General features: G+C 37.6%; 21 protein-coding genes and 1 riboswitch. Of the genes, 5 read left to right on the top strand and 16 right to left on the bottom strand.

The features are described from left to right. Nucleotides 1-124: 124 nt before the first annotated feature. Together pyk and dnaE are read right to left on the bottom strand one after the other, a co-directional pair. Nucleotides 125-1,546 (bottom strand): pyruvate kinase, encoded by a 1,422-nt coding sequence (gene pyk / locus GJV51_06350; protein ID QGM25617.1) that lies wholly within the window; start codon nucleotides 1,544-1,546, stop codon nucleotides 125-127. 95 nt (nucleotides 1,547-1,641) lie between these two features. Then, a complete protein-coding gene (gene dnaE / locus GJV51_06345; GenBank protein ID QGM25616.1) occupies nucleotides 1,642-4,980 on the bottom strand; it encodes a DNA polymerase III subunit alpha in 3,339 nt (1,112 codons plus the stop codon). Between the two features lie 193 nt (nucleotides 4,981-5,173). Between dnaE and GJV51_06340 the strand changes: the two genes are divergently transcribed. Further along, nucleotides 5,174-5,371 (top strand): DUF2929 family protein, encoded by a 198-nt coding sequence (locus GJV51_06340; protein QGM25615.1) that lies wholly within the window; start codon nucleotides 5,174-5,176, stop codon nucleotides 5,369-5,371. 51 nt (nucleotides 5,372-5,422) lie between these two features. Here GJV51_06340 and pepT read toward each other — a convergent pair whose 3' ends face one another. From pepT to GJV51_06325, 3 genes are read right to left on the bottom strand one after another with little or no spacing between them, the layout of a single operon-like run. Continuing rightward, complete coding sequence (pepT, locus tag GJV51_06335; protein QGM25614.1) at nucleotides 5,423-6,658, bottom strand: peptidase T; 1,236 nt, start codon at nucleotides 6,656-6,658, stop codon at nucleotides 5,423-5,425. A gap of 43 nt (nucleotides 6,659-6,701) precedes the next feature. Next, a complete protein-coding gene (locus tag GJV51_06330; protein ID QGM25613.1) occupies nucleotides 6,702-7,487 on the bottom strand; it encodes a Nif3-like dinuclear metal center hexameric protein in 786 nt (261 codons plus the stop codon). Continuing rightward, nucleotides 7,484-8,173 (bottom strand): tRNA (adenine-N(1))-methyltransferase, encoded by a 690-nt coding sequence (locus GJV51_06325; GenBank protein QGM25612.1) that lies wholly within the window; start codon nucleotides 8,171-8,173, stop codon nucleotides 7,484-7,486. Before GJV51_06325 ends, GJV51_06330 begins: the two co-directional genes overlap by 4 nt. A 252-nt stretch (nucleotides 8,174-8,425) precedes the next feature. Next, nucleotides 8,426-8,515: riboswitch (TPP riboswitch) on the top strand. 283 nt (nucleotides 8,516-8,798) lie between these two features. Between GJV51_06325 and GJV51_06320 the strand changes: the two genes are divergently transcribed. The 4 genes from GJV51_06320 to GJV51_06305 are packed head-to-tail and all read left to right on the top strand — an operon-like array spanning nucleotide 8,799 to nucleotide 11,713. Further along, the gene (locus tag GJV51_06320; protein QGM25611.1) at nucleotides 8,799-9,380 is read left to right on the top strand and encodes an ABC transporter permease; all 582 of its coding nucleotides are present in this window, start codon (nucleotides 8,799-8,801) and stop codon (nucleotides 9,378-9,380) included. Beyond that, a complete protein-coding gene (locus GJV51_06315; GenBank protein ID QGM25610.1) occupies nucleotides 9,377-9,670 on the top strand; it encodes a thiamine-binding protein in 294 nt (97 codons plus the stop codon). The genes GJV51_06320 and GJV51_06315 overlap by 4 nt, the downstream gene beginning before the upstream one ends. 31 nt (nucleotides 9,671-9,701) lie before the next feature. Then, the gene (locus tag GJV51_06310) at nucleotides 9,702-11,075 is read left to right on the top strand and encodes an ATP-binding cassette domain-containing protein (GenBank protein ID QGM25609.1); all 1,374 of its coding nucleotides are present in this window, start codon (nucleotides 9,702-9,704) and stop codon (nucleotides 11,073-11,075) included. Beyond that, on the top strand, nucleotides 11,072-11,713 hold the full coding sequence (locus GJV51_06305; protein ID QGM25608.1) for an energy-coupling factor transporter transmembrane protein EcfT: 642 nt from the start codon (nucleotides 11,072-11,074) through the stop codon (nucleotides 11,711-11,713). Before GJV51_06310 ends, GJV51_06305 begins: the two co-directional genes overlap by 4 nt. Here GJV51_06305 and GJV51_06300 read toward each other — a convergent pair. From GJV51_06300 to GJV51_06250, 11 genes are all read right to left on the bottom strand, one after another. Beyond that, a complete protein-coding gene (locus tag GJV51_06300; protein ID QGM25607.1) occupies nucleotides 11,697-12,458 on the bottom strand; it encodes a ribonuclease HII in 762 nt (253 codons plus the stop codon). The two genes, GJV51_06305 and GJV51_06300, sit on opposite strands and share 17 nt — an antisense overlap. Next, nucleotides 12,451-13,305, bottom strand: coding sequence for a ribosome biogenesis GTPase YlqF (ylqF, locus tag GJV51_06295; protein QGM25606.1), 855 nt, complete (start codon nucleotides 13,303-13,305; stop codon nucleotides 12,451-12,453). The genes GJV51_06300 and ylqF overlap by 8 nt, the downstream gene beginning before the upstream one ends. A gap of 22 nt (nucleotides 13,306-13,327) precedes the next feature. Beyond that, nucleotides 13,328-13,555, bottom strand: a complete 228-nt coding sequence (locus GJV51_06290; GenBank protein QGM25605.1) for a YozE family protein — start codon at nucleotides 13,553-13,555, stop codon at nucleotides 13,328-13,330. Next, nucleotides 13,542-14,156, bottom strand: coding sequence for a DUF2140 family protein (locus tag GJV51_06285; protein QGM25604.1), 615 nt, complete (start codon nucleotides 14,154-14,156; stop codon nucleotides 13,542-13,544). Before GJV51_06285 ends, GJV51_06290 begins: the two co-directional genes overlap by 14 nt. Beyond that, complete coding sequence (locus GJV51_06280; GenBank protein QGM25603.1) at nucleotides 14,138-15,049, bottom strand: lysophospholipase; 912 nt, start codon at nucleotides 15,047-15,049, stop codon at nucleotides 14,138-14,140. Before GJV51_06280 ends, GJV51_06285 begins: the two co-directional genes overlap by 19 nt. A gap of 98 nt (nucleotides 15,050-15,147) precedes the next feature. Then, nucleotides 15,148-15,696 carry an ECF transporter S component gene (locus tag GJV51_06275; protein QGM25602.1) on the bottom strand — a complete coding sequence of 183 codons (549 nt, stop codon included), beginning with the start codon at nucleotides 15,694-15,696 and terminating at the stop codon, nucleotides 15,148-15,150. Next, on the bottom strand, nucleotides 15,693-16,679 hold the full coding sequence (locus GJV51_06270; GenBank protein QGM25601.1) for a nucleoside hydrolase: 987 nt from the start codon (nucleotides 16,677-16,679) through the stop codon (nucleotides 15,693-15,695). Before GJV51_06270 ends, GJV51_06275 begins: the two co-directional genes overlap by 4 nt. 183 nt (nucleotides 16,680-16,862) lie before the next feature. After that, nucleotides 16,863-17,717, bottom strand: a complete 855-nt coding sequence (locus GJV51_06265; protein ID QGM25600.1) for a DegV family EDD domain-containing protein — start codon at nucleotides 17,715-17,717, stop codon at nucleotides 16,863-16,865. Between the two features lie 9 nt (nucleotides 17,718-17,726). After that, entirely contained in the window at nucleotides 17,727-18,224 is a 498-nt protein-coding gene (locus GJV51_06260) for a dihydrofolate reductase (protein QGM25599.1), read from the bottom strand. Continuing rightward, a complete protein-coding gene (locus GJV51_06255; protein ID QGM25598.1) occupies nucleotides 18,211-19,416 on the bottom strand; it encodes a CCA tRNA nucleotidyltransferase in 1,206 nt (401 codons plus the stop codon). The genes GJV51_06260 and GJV51_06255 overlap by 14 nt, the downstream gene beginning before the upstream one ends. A 39-nt stretch (nucleotides 19,417-19,455) precedes the next feature. Next, nucleotides 19,456-20,721, bottom strand: a complete 1,266-nt coding sequence (locus tag GJV51_06250; protein QGM25597.1) for a tetratricopeptide repeat protein — start codon at nucleotides 20,719-20,721, stop codon at nucleotides 19,456-19,458. Between the last annotated feature and the right edge of the window lie 4 nt (nucleotides 20,722-20,725).

The raw sequence follows: 20,725 nt of genomic DNA, 5'->3' as shown, positions 1-20,725 counted from the left end.
TATTAGCAGTTCGTTAACTTTTAGTATTAAACTGTGATAGCTTTGCTTACATTAAATTAAAAAAGACTATAATGATTTGGTATCCAAATCATTATAGTCTTTTTTAATGTCTAAACTAGAATTATTATACTGTTTGTACAGTTAACATGTTAGTTGTACCAGATTGTGACATTGGCACACCAGCTGCAATAACAATTGTATCACCTGTGTTAGCTAGTCCTTGTTCCTTAACAGCTTTCTTAGCCAAATCAACCATTTCATCAATAGTCTTTGGTGCATCATAAACTACCGGAACAACACCGTAGTTCAAAGTCAAACCACGTTGTACACGTTCTGTATAAGTAACAGCCAAAATGTTGACATCAGGGCGATGCTTTGAAACCATACGTGCTGTATAACCAGAGTTTGTTGATACAACAACAGCCTTAGCATTTACATTACGTGCAATACGCGCTACAGAGGCAGCAACGGCTTCTGTTGAATCTGACTCGTCAAATAAGATATCTTCATGACGTCCATTTTCACGTAGTGAAGTTTCAGCCTTTTCATTAATTGCTGACATTGTTGCAACAGCTTCAACTGGATAATCACCATTAGCTGATTCACCTGACAACATCGTTGCATCAGTACCATCAAATACAGCATTGGCAACGTCGGAAGCTTCGGCACGTGTTGGACGTGGGTTTTCTTCCATTGAGTCAAGCATTTGTGTTGCAGTAATAACTGGCAACCCTGCCTTGTTCATCTTGCGGATCATGTCCTTTTGAACCAAAGGCACATTTTCTGCAGGAATTTCAACACCCATGTCACCACGTGGTACCATTAAGGCATCTGAAACTTCCAAAATTGCATCAAGATTGTCAATACCTTCTTGTGATTCAATCTTAGGAATAATTTGAACATGTTCCATGTTCTTTTCCTTCAACAATGCACGAATTTCTAGCACGTCTTCAGGCTTACGAACGAATGAAGCAGCAATATAATTGATTTCGTGATCCAAACCAAAACGAATGTCATCGGCATCCTTTTCAGTAATACCTGGCAAGTTAATTGAAACACCGGGTGCGTTAACACCTTTACGTGATCCCAAAATACCATCATTATCAACGCGAACAACTAATTCGCGAGTGGCTGAATCTTTTTCGATAACAGTTGTACCAAGCAACCCATCATCAAACAAGACTTGTCCACCTTCTTTAACATCATCGAACAAACCAGCGTATGTAACGGCGATTTTTTCTTTCGTTCCTTCAAGGTTTTCATCCATTGCGATACGCAATGTGTCACCTGTATGGAATTCAATCTTACCGTCAGCTTGCTTTGTTGTACGGATTTCAGCACCCTTAGTATCCAACAAAATACCAACTGTCTTACCAGTAATCTTTTCGGCTTCGTGAACAGCATTCATACGGCCTAAATGTTCTTCGTGATCACCGTGTGAAAAGTTAAAACGGAATACATTAGCGCCTGCTTGGATTAACTTTACGATTGTTTCGACATCAGATGATGACGGACCAAGTGTTGAGACGATTTTCGTCTTTTTCATGGTTAAATAGCTCCTTAGTTATCTTGGTTGTTGCTTGTGCAACTCTACCCAATCTCTATTTTATACATTATGCCCCATTTGTACAAGTCATATTATCAGTAAGTTTGTTTAAAAATAATATTTCCACTCCCTAGTAAAGCTGCTAATTCGCGCATGATAACGGTTTCACTACTCATCCAAAATTCTTGATCAAGTTTTTGACTTTTACCATCTTTTTGCCAGTGAATCACCACTGGATTATGACCACGATATTTTTTCATGATTTGACTGATTCCTTCACGTTTTTCCGGTGTATCATGCACCTCGTCAAGCTGAAGAAACCATGTCCCTTGAACGGGGTCGAGATACTGCAGTTCTGGCGCTAAATTAATGTGATTAGCCACAATTGCGATCTCATTACGCATATCACGCTCTGATTTACCAGCAATACTCAATATCGCTCCAGGTTTTAGAAAATTGCTGATTTTTTTAAATAGCTGTGGGAATATGGTTACACTTATTTCTCCAGTGGTATCAGAGACTTTCACGAAAGCCATGTCATCCCCTTTTTTAGTCCGAATCTGTCGAATACTGTCAACAATTGCGATTATTTTCTCAACCTGACTTGGCTGTACGATATTTCCTATTTGACTAAAACCATTTTTCGAAGTGAAATCACCATACGCATCTAAAGGATGTCCAGATAAATTTACGCCAATGACCTCTTTTTCTTTTTTTAAACGATCGGACAAAGAAAAATCATCATACTTCTTAATTTTCGTTTCTTCTAAAATTAGGTTACCAAAACTTGCAGCTTCAATCAGGCTAGCTAGATTTTCGATTAATTCACGCCGATTGTAGCCAAACGAATCAAGTGCCCCAGCATATACTAATTGCTCTACCGCTTCGCGTTTAAGCATTTTTTCTGGCAAACGCCGCACAAAAGACTGGATGGTCTGAAATGAACCATTATTCTGGCGCTCTTCTAACACAGCTGTCACAAAGTCTGTACGAACACCACGGATGTTGTTCAAGCCCATTTGTAATTGGTTTTCAATAGATGTCCAAAACTTATATGACCTATTAATATCTGGCGCTAATACTACAATGCCACGATTTTTGGCTTCAGATACATATTGTTGCACTTTTTTCTGTTCACCCAGGTTTGCATTTAATAGTGCTGTGAAAAAGGCAACTGGATAATGAGCCTTTAGATAAGCTAGTTCAAAAGCTAATTTACTATAAGCAACTGCATGTGAACGATTAAAACCATAGTTAGCGAATTCATCAATATAAGAAAAAATAAGCTCTGCTTGTTCTTGATCGTGTCCATTTTTCAAAGAACCTGCAATAAATTGCTCATGCAATTTTTGCATTTTGTCGACTTTCTTCTTAGACATGGCACTTCGTAAGATATCCGCCTCACCTAGCGTAAATCCAGCATACGATTCCGCAACTAGCATAACCTGCTCTTGATATACAATAATACCAAAAGTTGGCGCCAAGATTGCTTTCAAACTAGGATCTGGAATCATGACTGCTTCTTTACCATGGCGTCGAGCGATAAACTTGTCAATATTTTGCGCAGGGCCAGGACGATAAAGCGCGTTAACAGCCACAACATGTTCAAAGGTAGCTGGTTTCAGCTTTCGCAGTACATTTTTAATTCCTGCAGATTCAAATTGAAAAACGCCATTGGTATCACCTTTAGCAAATAGTGCTAAGGTTTTAGCATCATCCAAAGCTATTTTTGTAATGTCAAATCCTTTTGGCAGCTCTTTTTGAGCGTAATAAAGTGTTTGGCTTAAAATAGCTAAATTTTGTAGCCCTAAAATGTCAATTTTAAGTAACCCTAATTGTTCAACTGGATCTTTTTCAAATTGTGTCAATAAACGCCCCTCGGCACCAGATTGTACGGGCAACGTTTGAACCAAAGGATTTGCACTAAGTACAATGCCTGCCGCATGTGTAGAATAATTTCTTGGTAATCCTTCGATTTTCAATGCTGTTTGCAATAATAATTTACCATTGTCAATATCACGAAGGGTATTCTGTAATTGTGGTGATTGAAGCGCATCGTTAATAGATACTTTACGGCCATTTTTCCCTTCAGGTATGCTAGCACTCAACTTACTCAGTGTCGGAGTCGGTAATCCAAATACCCTGCCTACATCACGTAACGCTTGTTTAGAAGCTAAAGTACCAAATGTAATAATTTGGCCAAAGTTTCTTTTCCCGTATTTTTGATAGAGATAGGTAAATAATTCTTCACGTTTGCTTGGTGGCCAATCAATGTCAATATCAGGCATTTGCACTCGCTCATTATTTAGGAAACGTTCAAATAGCAAGTTAAATTGCAAGGGATCTACATCGGTGATTTGTAAACTATACGCAACCAGAGACCCAGCGACCGAACCACGTCCTGGACCAGTTTGAATGCGATTTTTATGCGCAAAATTCACAATGTCCCAAACGATCAAGAAGTAATCGCTAAATCCTAGCGCTTCAATGGTTTTTAATTCGTACTGCAACCTTTCTTCGTACAAGTTCAAAGTCACATTACGTCCTTGCAATCGTTTTTTTAATCCACTGTTAGCAATTGTTTCTAAAAACTGTACATTGGTTACCCCAGATGGTGTTTCAAAGGGTGGTAACGCTGTATCTTTAAATTCAATATTGACATTGCTTTTGGAAACTAATAACTCATTATTAATATAAGCCGTCTTTAGGACTTCTGTGCTTTGGTATTCTTGTCGAACGACAGTTAGATCTCTTAAAATATGTGAGCCTTGTTGTTGCGATAAAATTTTAATATCGTCCAATTTAACATTCGCATCAATTGCTTTTAAGACTTGGGTAGTGAAAGCATCATCTGAATTAAGGTAGTCAATATCATCTAAAGCAATCATATGACCGCCATTCTGTTCGCTGAATTGCGCTAATCTCTCTTGTATCTGCGGTGCCATTTGTGAATTAATGCCGATAAAAGCATGTTGCTTGTCAACAAGGGTGATAAGTTGTTGCCAATAGTTATTAACTTCTTCATAACCTGAAGCGATAAGCTGAACAAACTCACTGTCAGCTGGGAAAATAATATTTATACCAGCTAAGTGTTTAACCATTGTTTCCCACTGAAAATCGCCTTGACTGTTCATCTTGGCTGATGATAACCACATTAGGTTTTGATAGCCTGTTTGGTTTTCAGCCAATAGTAAAACTGGAAATAGTGTAGCTGAATTCACCAGTCCATTGACCATTAATGTCAAGCCAAATAAAGGCTTAATCCCATGCTTTTTGGTTTGTCGAAACCAGTCTATCGCTCCATACATTACATTAATATCAGCCAGTGCAATAGCTTCATAGCCGCGAGTCTTTGCCGTTTGGACAATTTGTTCAATTGTATTTGGATTTTTTAATAAGCTATAACTGCTTAAAATTTGAAGCGGTGCGTACATCTCAACTCCTTATACGAACATCCGTTTTCTTTAATTATACAGAAAAATAACAGAAAAGTCGTTGATTTTAACAAATATTAGGATGCCACAAAATCACAGAAAAGACATTTTCCCTTTTCTTGTTTAAATTCCTTTAAAAACTTGCGATTTGTGAAAAAAGGTGTATTATAATGACAGTAAAGAGGTAAAAATCATGAAATACATTATGGTAGCAATTTGGTCTGCAATATTTGGTGAAATTTTGGGTTATATTGTATCCCAATTGAATTCAGGCACTTATGATTTTGTTACTGTTGCTGTCATTGCTGTTATTGTTGGTGAAATTGCGGTCATTGCAATTCCAGCAATTTCAGGATCAGCTGCACCAAAAGAAGTGGCGTCTGAAGAGTAGATCACAAAACAAAAAAGAGCTCGCTTGAGCTCTTTTTTATTTGTCTAAAATTTATTTTTCTTGTGCAAGTTTTACAATTTCTAAAATAACGTCTGTTGCCTGCTCCATGACTGTTGTAGAAACATATTCAAAACGACCATGCATATTTTCGCCACCTGCAAAAATATTTGGTGTTGGTAGTCCCAGAAAAGTTATTTTTGAACCATCAGTACCACCACGAACAGGTTCAATAATCGGTTCAATCCCCAAGCTGTTCATCGCTTTTTCAGCCAAATTTACTGAACGCATATCATCTTTCAAGATGTCACCCATATTGTAGTATTGATCTTTCAATATTACTTTTATACGCTCTTCCCCTAATTTCTGATTAAAGGCATCCGCAATATCTAATAATCTTTGCTTACGTTCTTCAAATATATTTCGATCATGATCACGAACAATATATCGTAGGATTGCTTCTTCAGGATTACCGTCAACTGCTAGAAGATGCCAAAATCCTTCTGTTCCTTCAGTATTTTCTGGACGATCATGGACAGGAAGTTGTTCATGAAAATCAAATGCTAGTTGAATGGCATTAACCATTGTACCTTTTGCAGTTCCCGGATGAACATTTCGTCCCTGAATTGTGATAACGGCGCTCGCAGCATTAAATGTCTCCCATTCAAGCTCGCCTAATGGTCCGCCATCCATTGTATAAGCGAAATCAGCACCAAATGATTCAACATCAAAATGATCGGCACCAATACCAATCTCTTCATCTGGTCCAAAAGCAAACCGCAAATCACCATGCTTGATTTCTGGATGTGCAATTAAATACTGAGCTGCGGTAATAATTTCAGCATCTCCTGCTTTATCATCAGCACCTAATAGTGTTGTGCCATCAGTTGTAATTAGAGTATGTCCCGCATATTTTTTTAAACTAGGAAATTCGTTAGTTGCCAATTCGTAACCACTATTTCCCAACTTAATTGACGATTGGCCGTCGTAATTTTCAATAATTTGTGGGTTAATGTTCGCTCCATTAAAATCTGCAGTATCAACGTGGGCAATAAATCCAATTACAGGCACAGCACTGTCATCAATATTGCTTGATAATTCCGCAAATACATAACCATCCTTCATGGTACGTACATTTTCAAGGCCAATAGCTTTTAACTCCTCTGCTAGATCTGCTAAAAAAGCGACCTCTTTAGGTGATGAAGGCACTGTTTCTGAATGTTCATCGGATTGCGTATCTATTTTTACATATTTCAAAAAACGTTCTGTTAATTCGGGATACTTTGTCATATATTACTCCTTTTGAGCATTTGCTCACTGTTTTAACTGTTAACTAGATATATTTGTATGGATCAGTATTGATTGTTGTAGCAACTACATCAACAGTATCACCAAACCATTCTTTAACCTTATCAACCATTTTTTCATTAGCAATGGCTTCCATATGATGGTCAGGATCAATCACAATAAAGTTGGAAGCCAAGATGTCATGCCCAACGTGGTAGTAGACATCGGCTGTAATATAGGCGTCAGCTCCTGCTTGTTGCGCTACTCGCCACCAACGACCACCATCTCCGCCTAGCACAGCAATCTTTTGAATTGGCTTTGTCACATCGCTAGCAATAACGCGCACTGCTTGAACATGAAACAAATCACGAATTTTCACAGCGTATTCTCGTACAGAAATTGGTTGCTCTAATTGTCCAATTCTGCCAAGCCCAGTTTTCTTATCCACATTTGGTATCAAAGGTATTGCATCTTGAATACCAAGTGTTTCGGCCAACCAATCATTCATGCCACCTTCTGCACTATCCATATTAGTATGTGAAGCATAAACAACAATGTTATGTTGAATCAAATCTGCATACATTCGATTTTGAGGCTGTGATAAGTCTAAGTTTTTTGCAGGAAAAAACATGGCCTCATGGTGTGCCCATATAAAATCGACATGATTAGCAATTGCTTCTTGAACCACCTCTGGACGAACATCAAGGGCTGTCATGACCCGATGTACCGGCTGCTTAGGATCACCAATTTGTAATCCCGTTGGGTCACCCTCCTCAGCTAATTGTTTAGGGGCAAAAAACTCAATTTTGTCAATTAATTCTTGTGCAATCACTTGATAACCTCCCTAATTTGCTGATACTTGTTTTTCCAATCTTGATAAATAGATGAATCAGTTTTTCCAGCAAATTCAAGATTTTCAAAAATTGTATCGATACGATCCAATTCTTTCTGCCATTTAGAAACAAAAACTGGCGTTTTCTTTTTTCGTAAGACTGGGCCAAATTTTTTATCAAGACTTGATAAACTTTGTGTACCCTTTGTAGCAATTATAATTTCATAAAAATGGTTATTCTCTTGTTCAATAACCTCATCATTAATTTTATACTGGTGGTTATTCAGCCATGTTCGCACAATATGCTCATCAGTATTTGGCTGTAATATAAGCGTTTCAAAGCTTTTTCCTCTTAAAAAACCTGCTTCTAATATGTCTGTAATTAAGACACCGCCCATACCAGCAATCGTGACCGTGTCAATATGATCCTCATCTTTAATTGCCGCTAATCCATTCGCCAATCTCGCCTCGAGTTGTGTAGTTAATGCTCTTCGAACGATTTCGTGCTGTGCGTTTTCGTAAGGTCCTTTAGCAACCTCACCAGCAACTGCAAATGAAATTTTGTTATTGATTAATAGATTAGCAGGTAAATAGGCGTGATCAGAGCCAATATCGGCTAATCTTGAGCCTTTGGGTACAAATGAAGCCACAGCTGCAAGCCGTGGTGAAAGATGAATACTGTCCATTGTTTATCCTTAGAGTTGTTTTTTTACTCATTTTAGTATAACAAATAAGTCAATATCTCGCTGATATCATGTACTTTTAATTAGTAAAAGACCACAAATTATATCATACTCAAATTTCTTACTTAAAAATATAATAATGTTAGAAAATATAACATAATTTTTATAATAAAATTTTGTTGCGTCTGAATAGTTTGCACGATAATTAGTCTTATGTTACACTCTAGGCGTGAGCTTTTCACAAATAACTGAAAACACCAAAATCTGGGGTGCCGTTGTGCTGAGATAAAACCCATCATACCTGATCTAGTTAATACTAGCGTAGGGAGATTTACTTGAAAATGTCTTAATGAAATGATATATCTTGATGGTACTATGTTTTGTAATGTCAATACTATACAATGTATGATGTTGACACTACACATTTTTTAAGTACCGTTTCTGCATTGAAATCATGACCACAATTTTTCAAGCCAGTCTTCCTTATGAAGTCTGGCTTTTTCTAATTTGTACTCGATTTTGCGGTAATTTCGGTTTATTGACACCAATTATTAGCCAACAAAGTTATGTACGCAGTTGAGTTCATTAACTTATTGGTTAGTATCGAAAATTTTAGGAGGCTTTGCAAATGACTGCAAACAAATGGTCGCTGCGCGATGTTATCTTCATCGCGCTAATCGGTGTTTTCTTTGGATTTATATTTTGGGCTTGGGCATTTGGTTATAATGTCATCGCTGCTTTTTTGACACCATTCGGATTAAGCGCATATGCTAATGATGCAACATTGGGTCCTTGGCTTATGGCTGGTCCCATGGCCGGATTCATTTTACGTCGCCCTGGCGCATCAATTATAGGTGAAACACTGGGTGGCACAATTGAAATGGTATTTGGCTCTCAATGGGGTGTCATGAACATTGTTTCTGCACTAATCCAAGGACTTGGTACCGAGCTTGGATTTGCTGTATTTGGTTACCGTCGCTGGGACAAAACTAGTTTGTCAATGTCTGTGATCACGGTTACTATTGTGACATTTATTTGGGACCTCTTCCGTAATGGTTATGCTGACTACTCATTTGGTTTATTGATTGGATTATTCATCACTCGCCTTATTTCAGCAGCTATTTTTGCAGGAGTAATTGTTTATTTCACACAAAAACTAGTTGCTAAATCAGGTATTCTAGAGGTCAATACAAACGAGGTGGTCTCATGATATCAAGCATTGCAGTCCAAGTATTACCAATGACAGCTGATACAGAAGAAATTATTCGCATAGTTGATCATGTGATTGCTTATATTGACAAAAGTAATGTCAACTATCAGGTGGGGGCTTTCGAATCAACTCTTGAAGGTGATTATGATCAACTTATGGATATTTTAAAAAATTTGCCCAAGGTCGCAGCAGAAATTAGCAATATCCCCGTCATGGTATACAGCAAAATAAACATGGCTACAGATTCTGATGTTTTAACCATTGCAAAAAAAACAGATAAATATAAATAAGCGGAGTTTTCCGCGTACATAGGAAATTATTATGGTTACTCATTTAAAACATATCAGTTTGTCGTATGGCAACAACAAAATACTTGATGATATTAATATGTCAATATCTCACAATAGTTTTAATCTCTTAATCGGTCCCTCTGGCTCTGGAAAATCAACCCTTCTTCGCATATTTGCAGGATTATACCCCCAACTAAAAGGTGAAGTACTTGTTAACAATCAGGCTGTTACCCAATTGCCGGCTAACGAGAAAGCAAAAGTCGTCGGCTTTTTATTTCAAGATCCAGAAACCCAATTTGTTATGAAAACACCACTCGAAGAATTGATTTTCACTTTAGAAAACTTGCAAGTTCATCCTTCTGATATCAAGGAACGTGCAACGCACGCCCTAGACTTTGTTGGCATTTTACATTTAAGTCATCAGGACATTGATACCTTATCAGGTGGTGAAAAGCAAAAAGTTGCGTTAGCTATCATTGTTGCCATGCAAAGTAACTTTTTATTATTAGACGAACCTTTTGCGAATATCGATAACCAATCTCGCCAAGATTTATTAGCTAAATTGAAAGATCTACAAAAACAGAGGCATACCACTATATTAGTCACTGATCATGATTTACATGGATACGAACCAATTATTGATCAGGTATGGGAAGTACACCACAAAAAAGTAACAACTGTTAGTAACTTTCAGAATCGTATTTTACCAGAACAAAACGTCCACCTAGAATTACCTCAAACAGGTGTTTTGCAATTAGAAAATTTTGAGCTTTTTGTTGGGAAACGCCGATTAATTAGCCTTTCTGATCTACCTTTGGCTCCTAGAGGTATTACACTATTTACTGGAGCAAATGGCACAGGCAAGTCATCCCTTTTTAATGCTCTAACTCGCCTAAAGTCTTACCAAGGTGACATTTCGTATGTTGACCAAAATATCAAAAAATTTAATGCTGTTAAATATGCAAAACAAGTAGCTTTGCTTTTTCAAAATGCCGAACGTCAATTTTTACGAATGACGGTTCGTGAGGAAATCGCATTGAGCTTGAAACATGCACAACGACCAGAAAACTGGTCCGAGAACACCATCAATCATTACTTAGAGCGCTTAAATTTGGATGGACTACAAGATCACGTTGTCTATCAGCTCTCTGGTGGACAAAAGAAAAAAGTTCAACTCTTATTGATGTTAATCATCGGCACACCAGTATTATTATTAGACGAACCAATTGCTGGTCTGGACGCAAATTCTGTTCGTGTTGTGGGCGAAATTTTACGAGAAATCGCAGATAACGGCCAACAACGTTTTATTATTATTAGCCATCAACTTAATCAGCTATGTCCTGTCATTGATTATCATTTACATCTATCTAATCAAACTTTACAATATATGGAGCATTTTTTATGAATCCAAGTATTAAATTTCTACTTATACTTATCGTTAGCATTGAGCTAACCTTTGTCCTTAATTATCAAGTCAATCTTATTGTAGCAATTATTACTGGGATTTATCTTGTTTTTTCAAAACTGTCCTGGAAACGTTATTTGTTATTAATTACCATGCCTATCTTGCCCGTCTTAGGTGCATGGACATCATTTACAACGTTTGGTTCCCATGAAATGGCAATTACCATGATGACTCGAATTGTTGCCTACATATTCCTAGGAGCCGCTTTTTCGTTCACCACTGACATGATCTTATTGCTGGACACACTCGAACAAAAATTCCGTGTACCAACCACTTTTGTCTACGGTCTTCGCGGTGCATTATCTTTTGTGCCTCGTGTTAAACAAGAAGTTCAAACTATCCGGACAGCGGCTTTAATGCGTGGTGAATCTTTAACATTTTACTCACCACAATTATTTTTCAAAGCTATTTTGGTCTCACTGCGGTGGTCAACTCGTTTGGCAGAAGCTATGGCTTCGCATGGTTTTACGGAAAATGCCGATCGATCACACTTTCAACCAATTGCAATCAAAAAAAGAGACTGGGTAATTGCAACCAGTCTCTTGCTCATATTACAGTGCATCATATTATATCTTTAATGGGTGCAAACGTTTTACGATGAATCGGTGTAATGCCGATTTTTTTTATACCTTCAAGATGTTCTTTAGTACCATATCCAGCGTTTCTTTCGAAACCATAACCAGGATATTTTAAACCATAGGACGCCATTAGGCGATCACGTGTTACTTTTGCGATAATACTGGCTGCACCTATTGAATTACTTCGCGCATCCCCTTTAATTAAAAATTCTTGCGGCAAATCTATATCTAACCGCATAGCATCAATTAATAAAGCTTCAGGTACGGGCGCCAACTGATTAACTGCGTCAGTCATCGCAACACGAGCTGCTTCATAAATATTAATTTTATCAATAATCGAGGCTTCGACACTACCAACACCTATAGAAATTGCTTTTGCTATAATTTTGTCGTACAATTCATCTCGTTTTTTTGCAGACAGCTGCTTAGAATCTATAACATCTAAAACATCAAAATCATGCGGTAAAATAACTGCTGCTGCAACGACTGGACCAGCTAAAGGACCCCGACCGACTTCATCCACACCGGCAATTAAATCGTAACCTTGCATCCAGTACTGACGTTCAATATCAAAACGAGATAAAAAATGCTCACGTTTTTCCTGCAATAGCACTTGCTTTTTTTGCCAAGCCTTTAAAGCATTTTGTACACCAACACGCTTATCTTGTTGCCAAATCAATAACTGCTCATCGTCAGGCGATATATTTTTGAGTTGTCGTTTGATATTTGCAATCGTGTCAGTCATTTTTCGTCTCAATTAAATCAAGTGTAAACGCCCCTAATTTATTTTTCCTAAGATCATTTAGTATTCGTTCACTAGCCTTGTCATAATCATCTTTAAATCCTAATTTGCTTGTGATAGATAATAAGACATCGACATTTTCTTGATCAAAAATGTTATCATTCAAATGATATCGCTCAATAATAGCTTCTGGTCGATATTTTCGAAAAAAGTCAATCAAAAACAGTGCTGCATCATCTTTGGCGAAAATTGTATCTTTCACCGCACCTGTTAATGCCAATTTCATACCGATGTTTTGATCTTCAAACTTTGGCCATAGTACGCCAGGGGAATCAAGTAGTTCTAATTTTGTTGGCGTTTTTAGCCAAGCAATTTTCTTCGTTACCCCTGGTCGATCTGCTGTTGGCGCAACATTTTTCATTACCAAGTGATTCAATAATGTTGACTTACCAACGTTTGGTACACCAGAAATCATAGCACGAATAGGCTGATCTTGGATTCCTTTTGCTAATTGTGCAGCTTTTTTTGCCTCAACTGCTCGCCGAGCTGCTTTAGTTACTAATTGTGGAGTCCTTGGGTCGCGCGTATCAAGCACAAGTACTGTGTATCCTTGTGCTTCAAAATGCTTTTTCCATGCTCTGGTTTGATCAGGATCTGCCAAATCAGCTTTAGTCATAATTAACAAACGGGGCTTATTACCAATTAATTTATCCACTTCTGGGTTACGGGAACTTTCGGGAATACGGGAATCGACCAACTCAAAAACAACGTCGACTAGTTTTAAATTCTCCCGCATCAAACGGAAAGCTTTGGCCATATGGCCAGGAAACCATTGAATTATTTGTGCCATTAAATATATGTCCTTTCTAACATTAACGCTCAGCGTTGTATAGCGACCAAGCTTCATCAAATGTTGTCATACTCATTAAATAGACTGTATTCTCTTCCAGATACTTTGACAATTCCTCAAAATCACTACTTTGTTTTGGAAATGATGAATCTAAAAAGGCATTATTTGCAAATTGTTGCACTTCGTTGGCTGCCATAGCGTTACGATTTGTCATTAACCAATTGTAAAAGGAACGATCACTTTTTATCATTAGCAAGGCCTCCTTGGAAAACAAACTGATCTGCTTTTATATTAATAACCTTTGCTTTAAATTTAATGCCTTGCGTTGTGGGTAACTTACTCATATCAATAAATATCTGTTTCTTTTTCGGTGCAATTGTGACGTATTCTGGCGCATCATAACTTGATTTGACGTAACTCATTACAGTTTTAATGGGCAACGATAGATTACCAATTGCTAAAGACTTGGCCTGCATAACGATATTGCCATTAGGCGTTAATTGAGCATCTAGAGCCATGCCAAAATTAAATTTTTGACCTAAAAGTTTGGCACTACCGTACATCATCACGTCATCTCCAATTTTAAAAGTATATCCGCTGTTATCTGTATCGTTAAGATAATGAGCAACTAGGGCATTGATTTGTTTTTTATTTAAGGAGACATCAAACGTAGCGTCTGATTTACTAATCTTGGATACATTGTCCTTTATTTTTACTGGTCCGGTGGCATTATTGAAAAGCCAGATTCCGCCTATCAATAATATAGAAATTAGAGCCCAGAAAAGCCAGAACCAAATGGGCTTCTTTTTTTTGACTACTTTATTTGATCTAGCTAGTGTTTGATCAGCCATTGTTTTGCTTCCTTTTTCATTTTGTTAAATAATTGGGCTGTTATGTAATTATAGCCTTTATTATTAGGGTGGTAATTATCTTCTGTACTAATCCAGGCGTTGTTGACATTGTTTTTACCCGTCAAAACAGCTGTCATAGCAGCATTCGAATTTGAATTGCTATTTGAGCTAGCTGATTCCGTAATAAGTCCTTCTCGTTGCGTTGTTGTTTTAAATTGGCCATATGTTAGATTGAAAATACTCACAAAATATGCATTACCATCTTCTTTAGCAGCTTGAGCATTGATGCTATTAAATAGCTTAACATCATCATTAAAATCAGGACGATCGGCAAAATGAACATACAAAGGATTGTAATTTCCAAATATAAATATGGGCGCCTCAGCATTATAAGAGCGAATATCTGCTATCAAAGCAGATAACTTTTGTTGATAAGATTGTTGTCCTGCTTTAACAGCAGCTGATAATGTTTTTGGAGATGTTGCCCAAACATTTTTCAAAAGTAGCTGTTGTAAATCGTTACCACCAGAGGTCATAACAATTACATTAGCCCCTTGTAACCGTTTTTGAAATTTTTGCTGTGTATCCAATCTTTTTTTGATTTGGTCAGAACGATCACCGGCTTTACCAAAATTGCTAACAGTGACACCTACATTGTACTGTGATTGAATTTTCTTAGCAATTCGCCCAGAATACCCTTTCATATTTTTTTCGTCGCCAACACCTTCTGTTAATGAGTCCCCCAAGGCAACTAGATTAATATGTGATACTTTTTGCACCGACTTTTGAGGTTGATTCAAGTTGTTTTTTTGGTTTTCCCAAGTTTTGATGCCATAAAATCCTCCAACACCAATTAATAAGATAGCTATTAAACTAATGGCAAACTTCCGCATGTGCAATTCTCCTGAAACTTAACTGGTAACCATTATAGCGTAAATGACGATTATGTACAAAGAGCGGTCGTTCTCGCTCTTTATTTATAGAATGATATTCAAATTACATGAACACGCGACACGATAATACGATATACTACGGCTACAACATACATACCGATCAGACGATCGAGATAATCTGTTCCAATCTGTACTAGAAATACCGAAAGTGTTTGATTGAGTCCAAGACCGTGAAGTACCTGTACAATGGTGCTTGAGCCAGAAGAAGTAATGCCGTGAAAAAGAATTACCGTAATCACCGAACTCACAATTGTCGCTGGTACGGAAATAATTAAGGCTGACCACCAAATATTTTTAATATCAATAGCGTTGACTTTTGTGTAAATCAACCCTGCCACAAGAGCAGTAACAATTTGGCTAGGCATGTAATAAATTGAAAAAAGGTCGCCTGTCGTACCATTTATTAATGCTGTCAAAATACCAACAATTAGCCCACCAACTGGACCAAAAAAAGATGCACCTAAAAGCGTACCAATTGTGTCTAAGTAAACTGGCAACTTTGCAAACAAAGCAATGTGACCACCAACAATATTAGTCACAGTAAACAGAGCAATTAACGTGATACGCTGAGTAGATAGCTTTTTCATGATAACACCTCAAGATCTGTGGCAATATTGGTTAATTCAGTCAACACGGTTGCTGACGAAATTCCTAATAGGCGAGCTATGATTTCAGCCATAACATGCAAAGAATCTACTTCGGTTAAAATCACTGCGTTTGCTTCTTTTTTCCAAAAGTCAGCTATATCAACTATACTTTGTCCCAGAGCTACTCCTTCTGTTACTACAGTAACATACTTACTAATACCACGAGTATACTCAGGATATAACGCATGAATCATCACAAGCGGATCATTAATAACCGCCCCCAATACGTGTTCTTGTTGCCAATGAAAGTCAAAATAAAAATTAATGATTTTAGTAATAAATATTGATTGTTCTGGACTTAATCGTTGCATGAGTGACAAGATATTTGGTGTCATTAATATTTTTCGAGTAACATCTAAGGGTACGATTTCAGCAACAATAGGACTGTTTTTTAAAACATAGTCAGCTGCATCCGGATCTACCCAAAAGTTATATTCGGCAACTGGCGAAGTATTCCCATTTGACAGATAGGCTCCACCCATAATGATTAAGCGTGACATATTTTGCCAAACCTCGAGATTTTCTTTCATGGCTAGCGCAATATTTGTTAACGGTCCTAAAGCCAGTACCCAAACATCATTATGATTAGTGAGCAACTGATTGTATGCTGAGTGAGCACTTATCGTGCTGGCCTCTATTACTGGATCAGCAATGTTACTTTCTCCTAACCCATCTAATCCGTGAGTATCTTGTGCGCTGACATACTCATGTTGCAAGGGCTCATGTGCGCCTTCAAAAACAGGAATATCAGTTCTTCCTGCTTCTTCAAGTACTTTGAGGGCATTCTGAACACCGATTTTTGTTGGAACGTTGCCCTCGACCACAGTAATGGCGATAACATCAAGTTCTGGCGATTTTAATGCGACCAAAAGTGCTAAACTATCATCAATTCCTGGATCTGTGTCAATTATAACTTTTTGCATTTTATCTTTCCTTTCTGTTATATGTGATTTTATTGATACAATACAATCACACTTGGTTTTTTATTCTGGGATTTTCCGAACCAGTCCGGCACGATTGCCGACTTTGTTTGATAAATGCTTTTTAAGTGTACCAATTTTAATGCAACAATAAAACCCCAGAAATAAAATTCTGAGGTTTTTATTTTAGCGTGCTCGGTACAAAATTGCTAATGCACCTACGCCTGTATGAGTAGAAATAATTGGTGTTGTATTTAAAACTGGAATGTCAATATCAGGCCAAATCGCTTTTAATCGTGCTGCAATTTGAGCTGCTTCCTCTGGGATTCCTGCATGAGAAATACCTATTGACAATACTTCCTTATACTCTTGCATTTTAGCAATAACATTATTGTTGAATTTAGTGATAGTCTTCATACCTCTACCTTTAAGAAGCACTTCAACGGTACCATCATTTTTCGTTACACCAGCACCTACTTTTATATTAAGTAAGTTACCAATAATTCCTTGTGTTTTACTCAAGCGGCCTCCGGCAACCATGTTTGTCAAAGAGGTAAAACTCAAAAAGATATGCGATTCCTCTCGCGCTTTTTCAACCGCTGGCATAATTTCAGCCATTGTAGCTCCTTGAGAGGCCATCTCAGCTGCTTGTAAGACAACAAATGCTTGCGCGCGATCAGCTGCCAATGTATCAAACGTTGTAATCTTAGCACTTGTCAATGCAGCTGCTTGTTCGGCAGCGCGAACAGTTCCTGACAATCCGGATGATAAATGGATACTTAAAATTTCGGAATCAGGAAATTTATGATAAATATCATCGTAAACAGCTTGAAATGTGCCAATTGATGGTTGTGATGTTTGAGGAAAGCTCTTACTTTCAATCATTTTTTCAAGAAATTCATCACGCTGAATAGTGACGCCGTCCTCATAGACCGTCCCATCGATTTGCACTGATAGTGGCACAATTTTGATATCATATTTGTTAATTTCTTCTGGCGTTAATGCTACAGCTGAATCTGTAACGATTTTAATATTTGACATACTCTTTCCTTATATGCGCTCATAGCGTTCAACAACGAATGCGTAATCATGATTATCATCCTTCGCATGTGGTTCACGGGACTTTAGCTGAAATTGTGTTAAGTCTACTTCATCAACAAAAGTATCACCATCGATTTCACCGTCAACCCGAGTTATAACTAAATCTGTTGCGTAGCGCATAAATTCACGATAGATTGCTGCACCACCGGCAATTGTAATGTCTCTCTTTTCTTTAGCTATCAAATCTTTTGCTTCGTCGATTGAATGAACAACTTGTACTTCTGGATAACTCGTTGTCCAGTCTTCCTGCCTAGTCATAACTACAGTTGTTCGTTTAGGAAGTGGCCGCCCAATGCTAAGCCATGTTGGGCGCCCCATAATCATTAACGTATCGACTGTCTCATCTCTAAACAATTTAAGATCGTCAGGCATATGCCAAGGTATACCACCATCTTTTCCAATTGCATGTTGGCGATCCTCAGCCCATACCATTTTAATTTTGGTCATTTACGTACTCCTTTGCAAACTTTTCAAGTGCGTCGTGATCATTTGAAATATCACCAACAACAACTGCGTACTCAATTTTTTTAAGTACACGTCCTAACACCGGTCCAGGTGCTAAAATACCAGAACGGACTAATTCACCACCACTAATATTAAGATCAGCAGCTTTTGTAATCGGTAACATCTCTATTATATGACTTATTCTTTGAATTGTCTCTGGACGACTACCAGTTAGTAATAAAACTTCAAGTAACTCTTTTTGATAAGCTAAAATTTGATATATATCAAATACCGTTGATTCCTCTGGATGATTTACAAGGGGCACAATTGCACTGATTGTTTTCATCACAGTACGACTCATTTTCCAATCGTACATGAATTGATGAAGTTTTTCGTCATCAAATTGCGCTCTGGACAGTATATGTGTCCAAGCCACGGTGTAATTTGTAGCTTGGCCTTTATTTAAATCATCTATAATGTTAGACCATTCTTCAATGTGCGGTCCTGGCAAATAATGCATGATCTGAGCGCGCAGTGCAAATTCCAAACTCTGCGCTGCTTGACTTCCTAACAATAATTTTTCAAATTCAACTCGAATTCGTTCAACTGCGATTTTAGCCAAATTCGGTGCCAAATCTACCAATGCTTTTTGAGTGTCAGACGCAATGTTGAAACCAAGTTGGGCACTAAATCTCAGGGCACGCATCATTCTCAAAGCATCTTCTGTAAATCGTTTTTCGGCATCACCAACTGCTCGAATAACGCCTTTTTTCATATCTTCTAGGCCATTGAAAAAATCCAATATTTCACCGTCATGCCGCATTGCGAGCGCATTAATTGTGAAGTCACGCCTTTTAAGATCCTCTTCAAGACTACGTACAAAAGTAACATGATCCGGTCGCCTGAAGTCCGTGTAAGTTGACTCGACACGAAAAGTCGTAATTTCATATCCTATTCCATGGTCCAAAACCATTACTGTTCCGTGTTGGATACCCGTGTCAACAGTATTATGGAACAATAATTTAACTTCTTCTGGAAAAGCACTGCTTGCAATATCAACATCATGAATCTTTTTTCCCATGACAGTATCACGTACTGACCCACCAACAAAATAAGCTTCAAATCCAGCATTTTCTAACTTTGTTAATATTGGTTGCGCATCTATAAATTCTTGAGGTAATTGTTTAATTTTCATATAATTCTATTTTACCAAAAGAGTGGCAATTGCGTATCTTTAATATTTTGCATTTTCAAATCGCATTTGCATATCAGCATCATCTGGTTCGATATTTAAATATCTAGCCATCATATCAATCTCATCCTCATGTTCACCTTCTTCATGGTACCAATCAATAATATCACGCAAAAATGAAGTATTATCTTGAAAAAAGGGTAAAGCCATTTCCCAATATTTAGTAGCTTGCTTTTGATTACCTTCCTGATAATAGGCACGTGCCAGGTGCCAGTAAAACTCCGGATCAATAACATCTTCTTGAATATGTTTCTCTAATAACTGAATATCTGCTTCGAATTCTCGTTGCTTTAATAGCAAAGCAGACAAAACAATTATTGAGGTCACATCTGTATCATCTAAATTCAAAGCATCTTGATAATACATTTTGGCTTTAGCATCATCTCCAATTTTTTCTGCTGCTAAACCTGCTAGACGGTATAATACCGTATTGGTCTCATCTTGAGCTAACCCTTCTTGATAAACTCGGTAAGCATCCTCAAGCTGTCGTTCTTGCTCATACGCTTGTCCCAATATCGGATAAATAGACGTATATTTAGGATCCACTTCCAATACATCATTAAACAAATCAATTGCTTCTTGCGTCCGCTTGTTTTCTTGATATAGGACTGCTAGTTGGAATCGTGTGTCCAATGTCATCTGTTCTGGTTTGATTTGTTCCAAATAACCAACTGCATGTTCATAATTGCCTACTTGAGCGTACGACATACCAATTCGTGCTACCAGATCAACTCGACTAATTTCTCGTTGGCCTTTTTTCAGCAACGCACGATAGCGTGGAATTGCCTTGGGGTAACTTTGATTTGCATAATAAAATTCAGCTAAGGCAAATTGAATCACCTCTTCATCTGGAGATATTTTTTCAGCCTGCAATAAACTGTGTTCTGCAGATTCCGTTAATCCTTCAGACTGATAGACATCTGCCTTGACGAGTAAAGCCTGTAGGTATGAAGGTGAATCAGGGTTAATTTGTGCTAAGTAGTCTTGTGCTTCGTCAATCTCACCATCTTCTATCGCAATGTCAGCTAATGCCGTACGAAGTTCATCCTCCCCAGGGTATTTTTCTAACAATTTTTTATAGGCACGCCGTGATTGGTTCAAAAATCCAAGAGCGTATAATTCCTCTGCTAAACTGTATATTAAATCATCATTATCTTTTCGCAATGACTGTGCAAAAAACTTTTTCGCATCATCTAGCTGCCCACTGGATAGGGCATCAAGCATTTTTTGTGCATAGTTTGTTTCCATAATA

This window comes from Leuconostoc mesenteroides subsp. mesenteroides, assembly GCA_009676745.1.
In the GTDB taxonomy this organism is placed as follows: Bacteria; Bacillota; Bacilli; order Lactobacillales; family Lactobacillaceae; genus Leuconostoc; species Leuconostoc koreense.
The sequence above is the reverse complement of the archived record's forward strand: the minus strand, read 5'-3'. Positions and strand labels throughout refer to the sequence as shown.

Excerpts from the sequence above, each read along its gene's own strand:
- pyk (QGM25617.1), bottom strand. The coding sequence starts at position 1,546 with ATGAAAAAGACGAAAATCGTCTCAACACTTGGTCCGTCATCATCTGAT.
- dnaE (QGM25616.1), bottom strand. The coding sequence starts at position 4,980 with ATGTACGCACCGCTTCAAATTTTAAGCAGTTATAGCTTATTAAAAAAT.
- GJV51_06340 (QGM25615.1), top strand. The coding sequence starts at position 5,174 with ATGAAATACATTATGGTAGCAATTTGGTCTGCAATATTTGGTGAAATT.
- pepT (QGM25614.1), bottom strand. The coding sequence starts at position 6,658 with ATGACAAAGTATCCCGAATTAACAGAACGTTTTTTGAAATATGTAAAA.
- GJV51_06325 (QGM25612.1), bottom strand. The coding sequence starts at position 8,173 with ATGGACAGTATTCATCTTTCACCACGGCTTGCAGCTGTGGCTTCATTT.
- GJV51_06320 (QGM25611.1), top strand. The coding sequence starts at position 8,799 with ATGACTGCAAACAAATGGTCGCTGCGCGATGTTATCTTCATCGCGCTA.
- GJV51_06315 (QGM25610.1), top strand. The coding sequence starts at position 9,377 with ATGATATCAAGCATTGCAGTCCAAGTATTACCAATGACAGCTGATACA.
- GJV51_06310 (QGM25609.1), top strand. The coding sequence starts at position 9,702 with ATGGTTACTCATTTAAAACATATCAGTTTGTCGTATGGCAACAACAAA.
- GJV51_06305 (QGM25608.1), top strand. The coding sequence starts at position 11,072 with ATGAATCCAAGTATTAAATTTCTACTTATACTTATCGTTAGCATTGAG.
- GJV51_06300 (QGM25607.1), bottom strand. The coding sequence starts at position 12,458 with ATGACTGACACGATTGCAAATATCAAACGACAACTCAAAAATATATCG.
- ylqF (QGM25606.1), bottom strand. The coding sequence starts at position 13,305 with ATGGCACAAATAATTCAATGGTTTCCTGGCCATATGGCCAAAGCTTTC.
- GJV51_06290 (QGM25605.1), bottom strand. The coding sequence starts at position 13,555 with ATGATAAAAAGTGATCGTTCCTTTTACAATTGGTTAATGACAAATCGT.
- GJV51_06285 (QGM25604.1), bottom strand. The coding sequence starts at position 14,156 with ATGGCTGATCAAACACTAGCTAGATCAAATAAAGTAGTCAAAAAAAAG.
- GJV51_06280 (QGM25603.1), bottom strand. The coding sequence starts at position 15,049 with ATGCGGAAGTTTGCCATTAGTTTAATAGCTATCTTATTAATTGGTGTT.
- GJV51_06275 (QGM25602.1), bottom strand. The coding sequence starts at position 15,696 with ATGAAAAAGCTATCTACTCAGCGTATCACGTTAATTGCTCTGTTTACT.
- GJV51_06270 (QGM25601.1), bottom strand. The coding sequence starts at position 16,679 with ATGCAAAAAGTTATAATTGACACAGATCCAGGAATTGATGATAGTTTA.
- GJV51_06265 (QGM25600.1), bottom strand. The coding sequence starts at position 17,717 with ATGTCAAATATTAAAATCGTTACAGATTCAGCTGTAGCATTAACGCCA.
- GJV51_06260 (QGM25599.1), bottom strand. The coding sequence starts at position 18,224 with ATGACCAAAATTAAAATGGTATGGGCTGAGGATCGCCAACATGCAATT.
- GJV51_06255 (QGM25598.1), bottom strand. The coding sequence starts at position 19,416 with ATGAAAATTAAACAATTACCTCAAGAATTTATAGATGCGCAACCAATA.
- GJV51_06250 (QGM25597.1), bottom strand. The coding sequence starts at position 20,721 with ATGGAAACAAACTATGCACAAAAAATGCTTGATGCCCTATCCAGTGGG.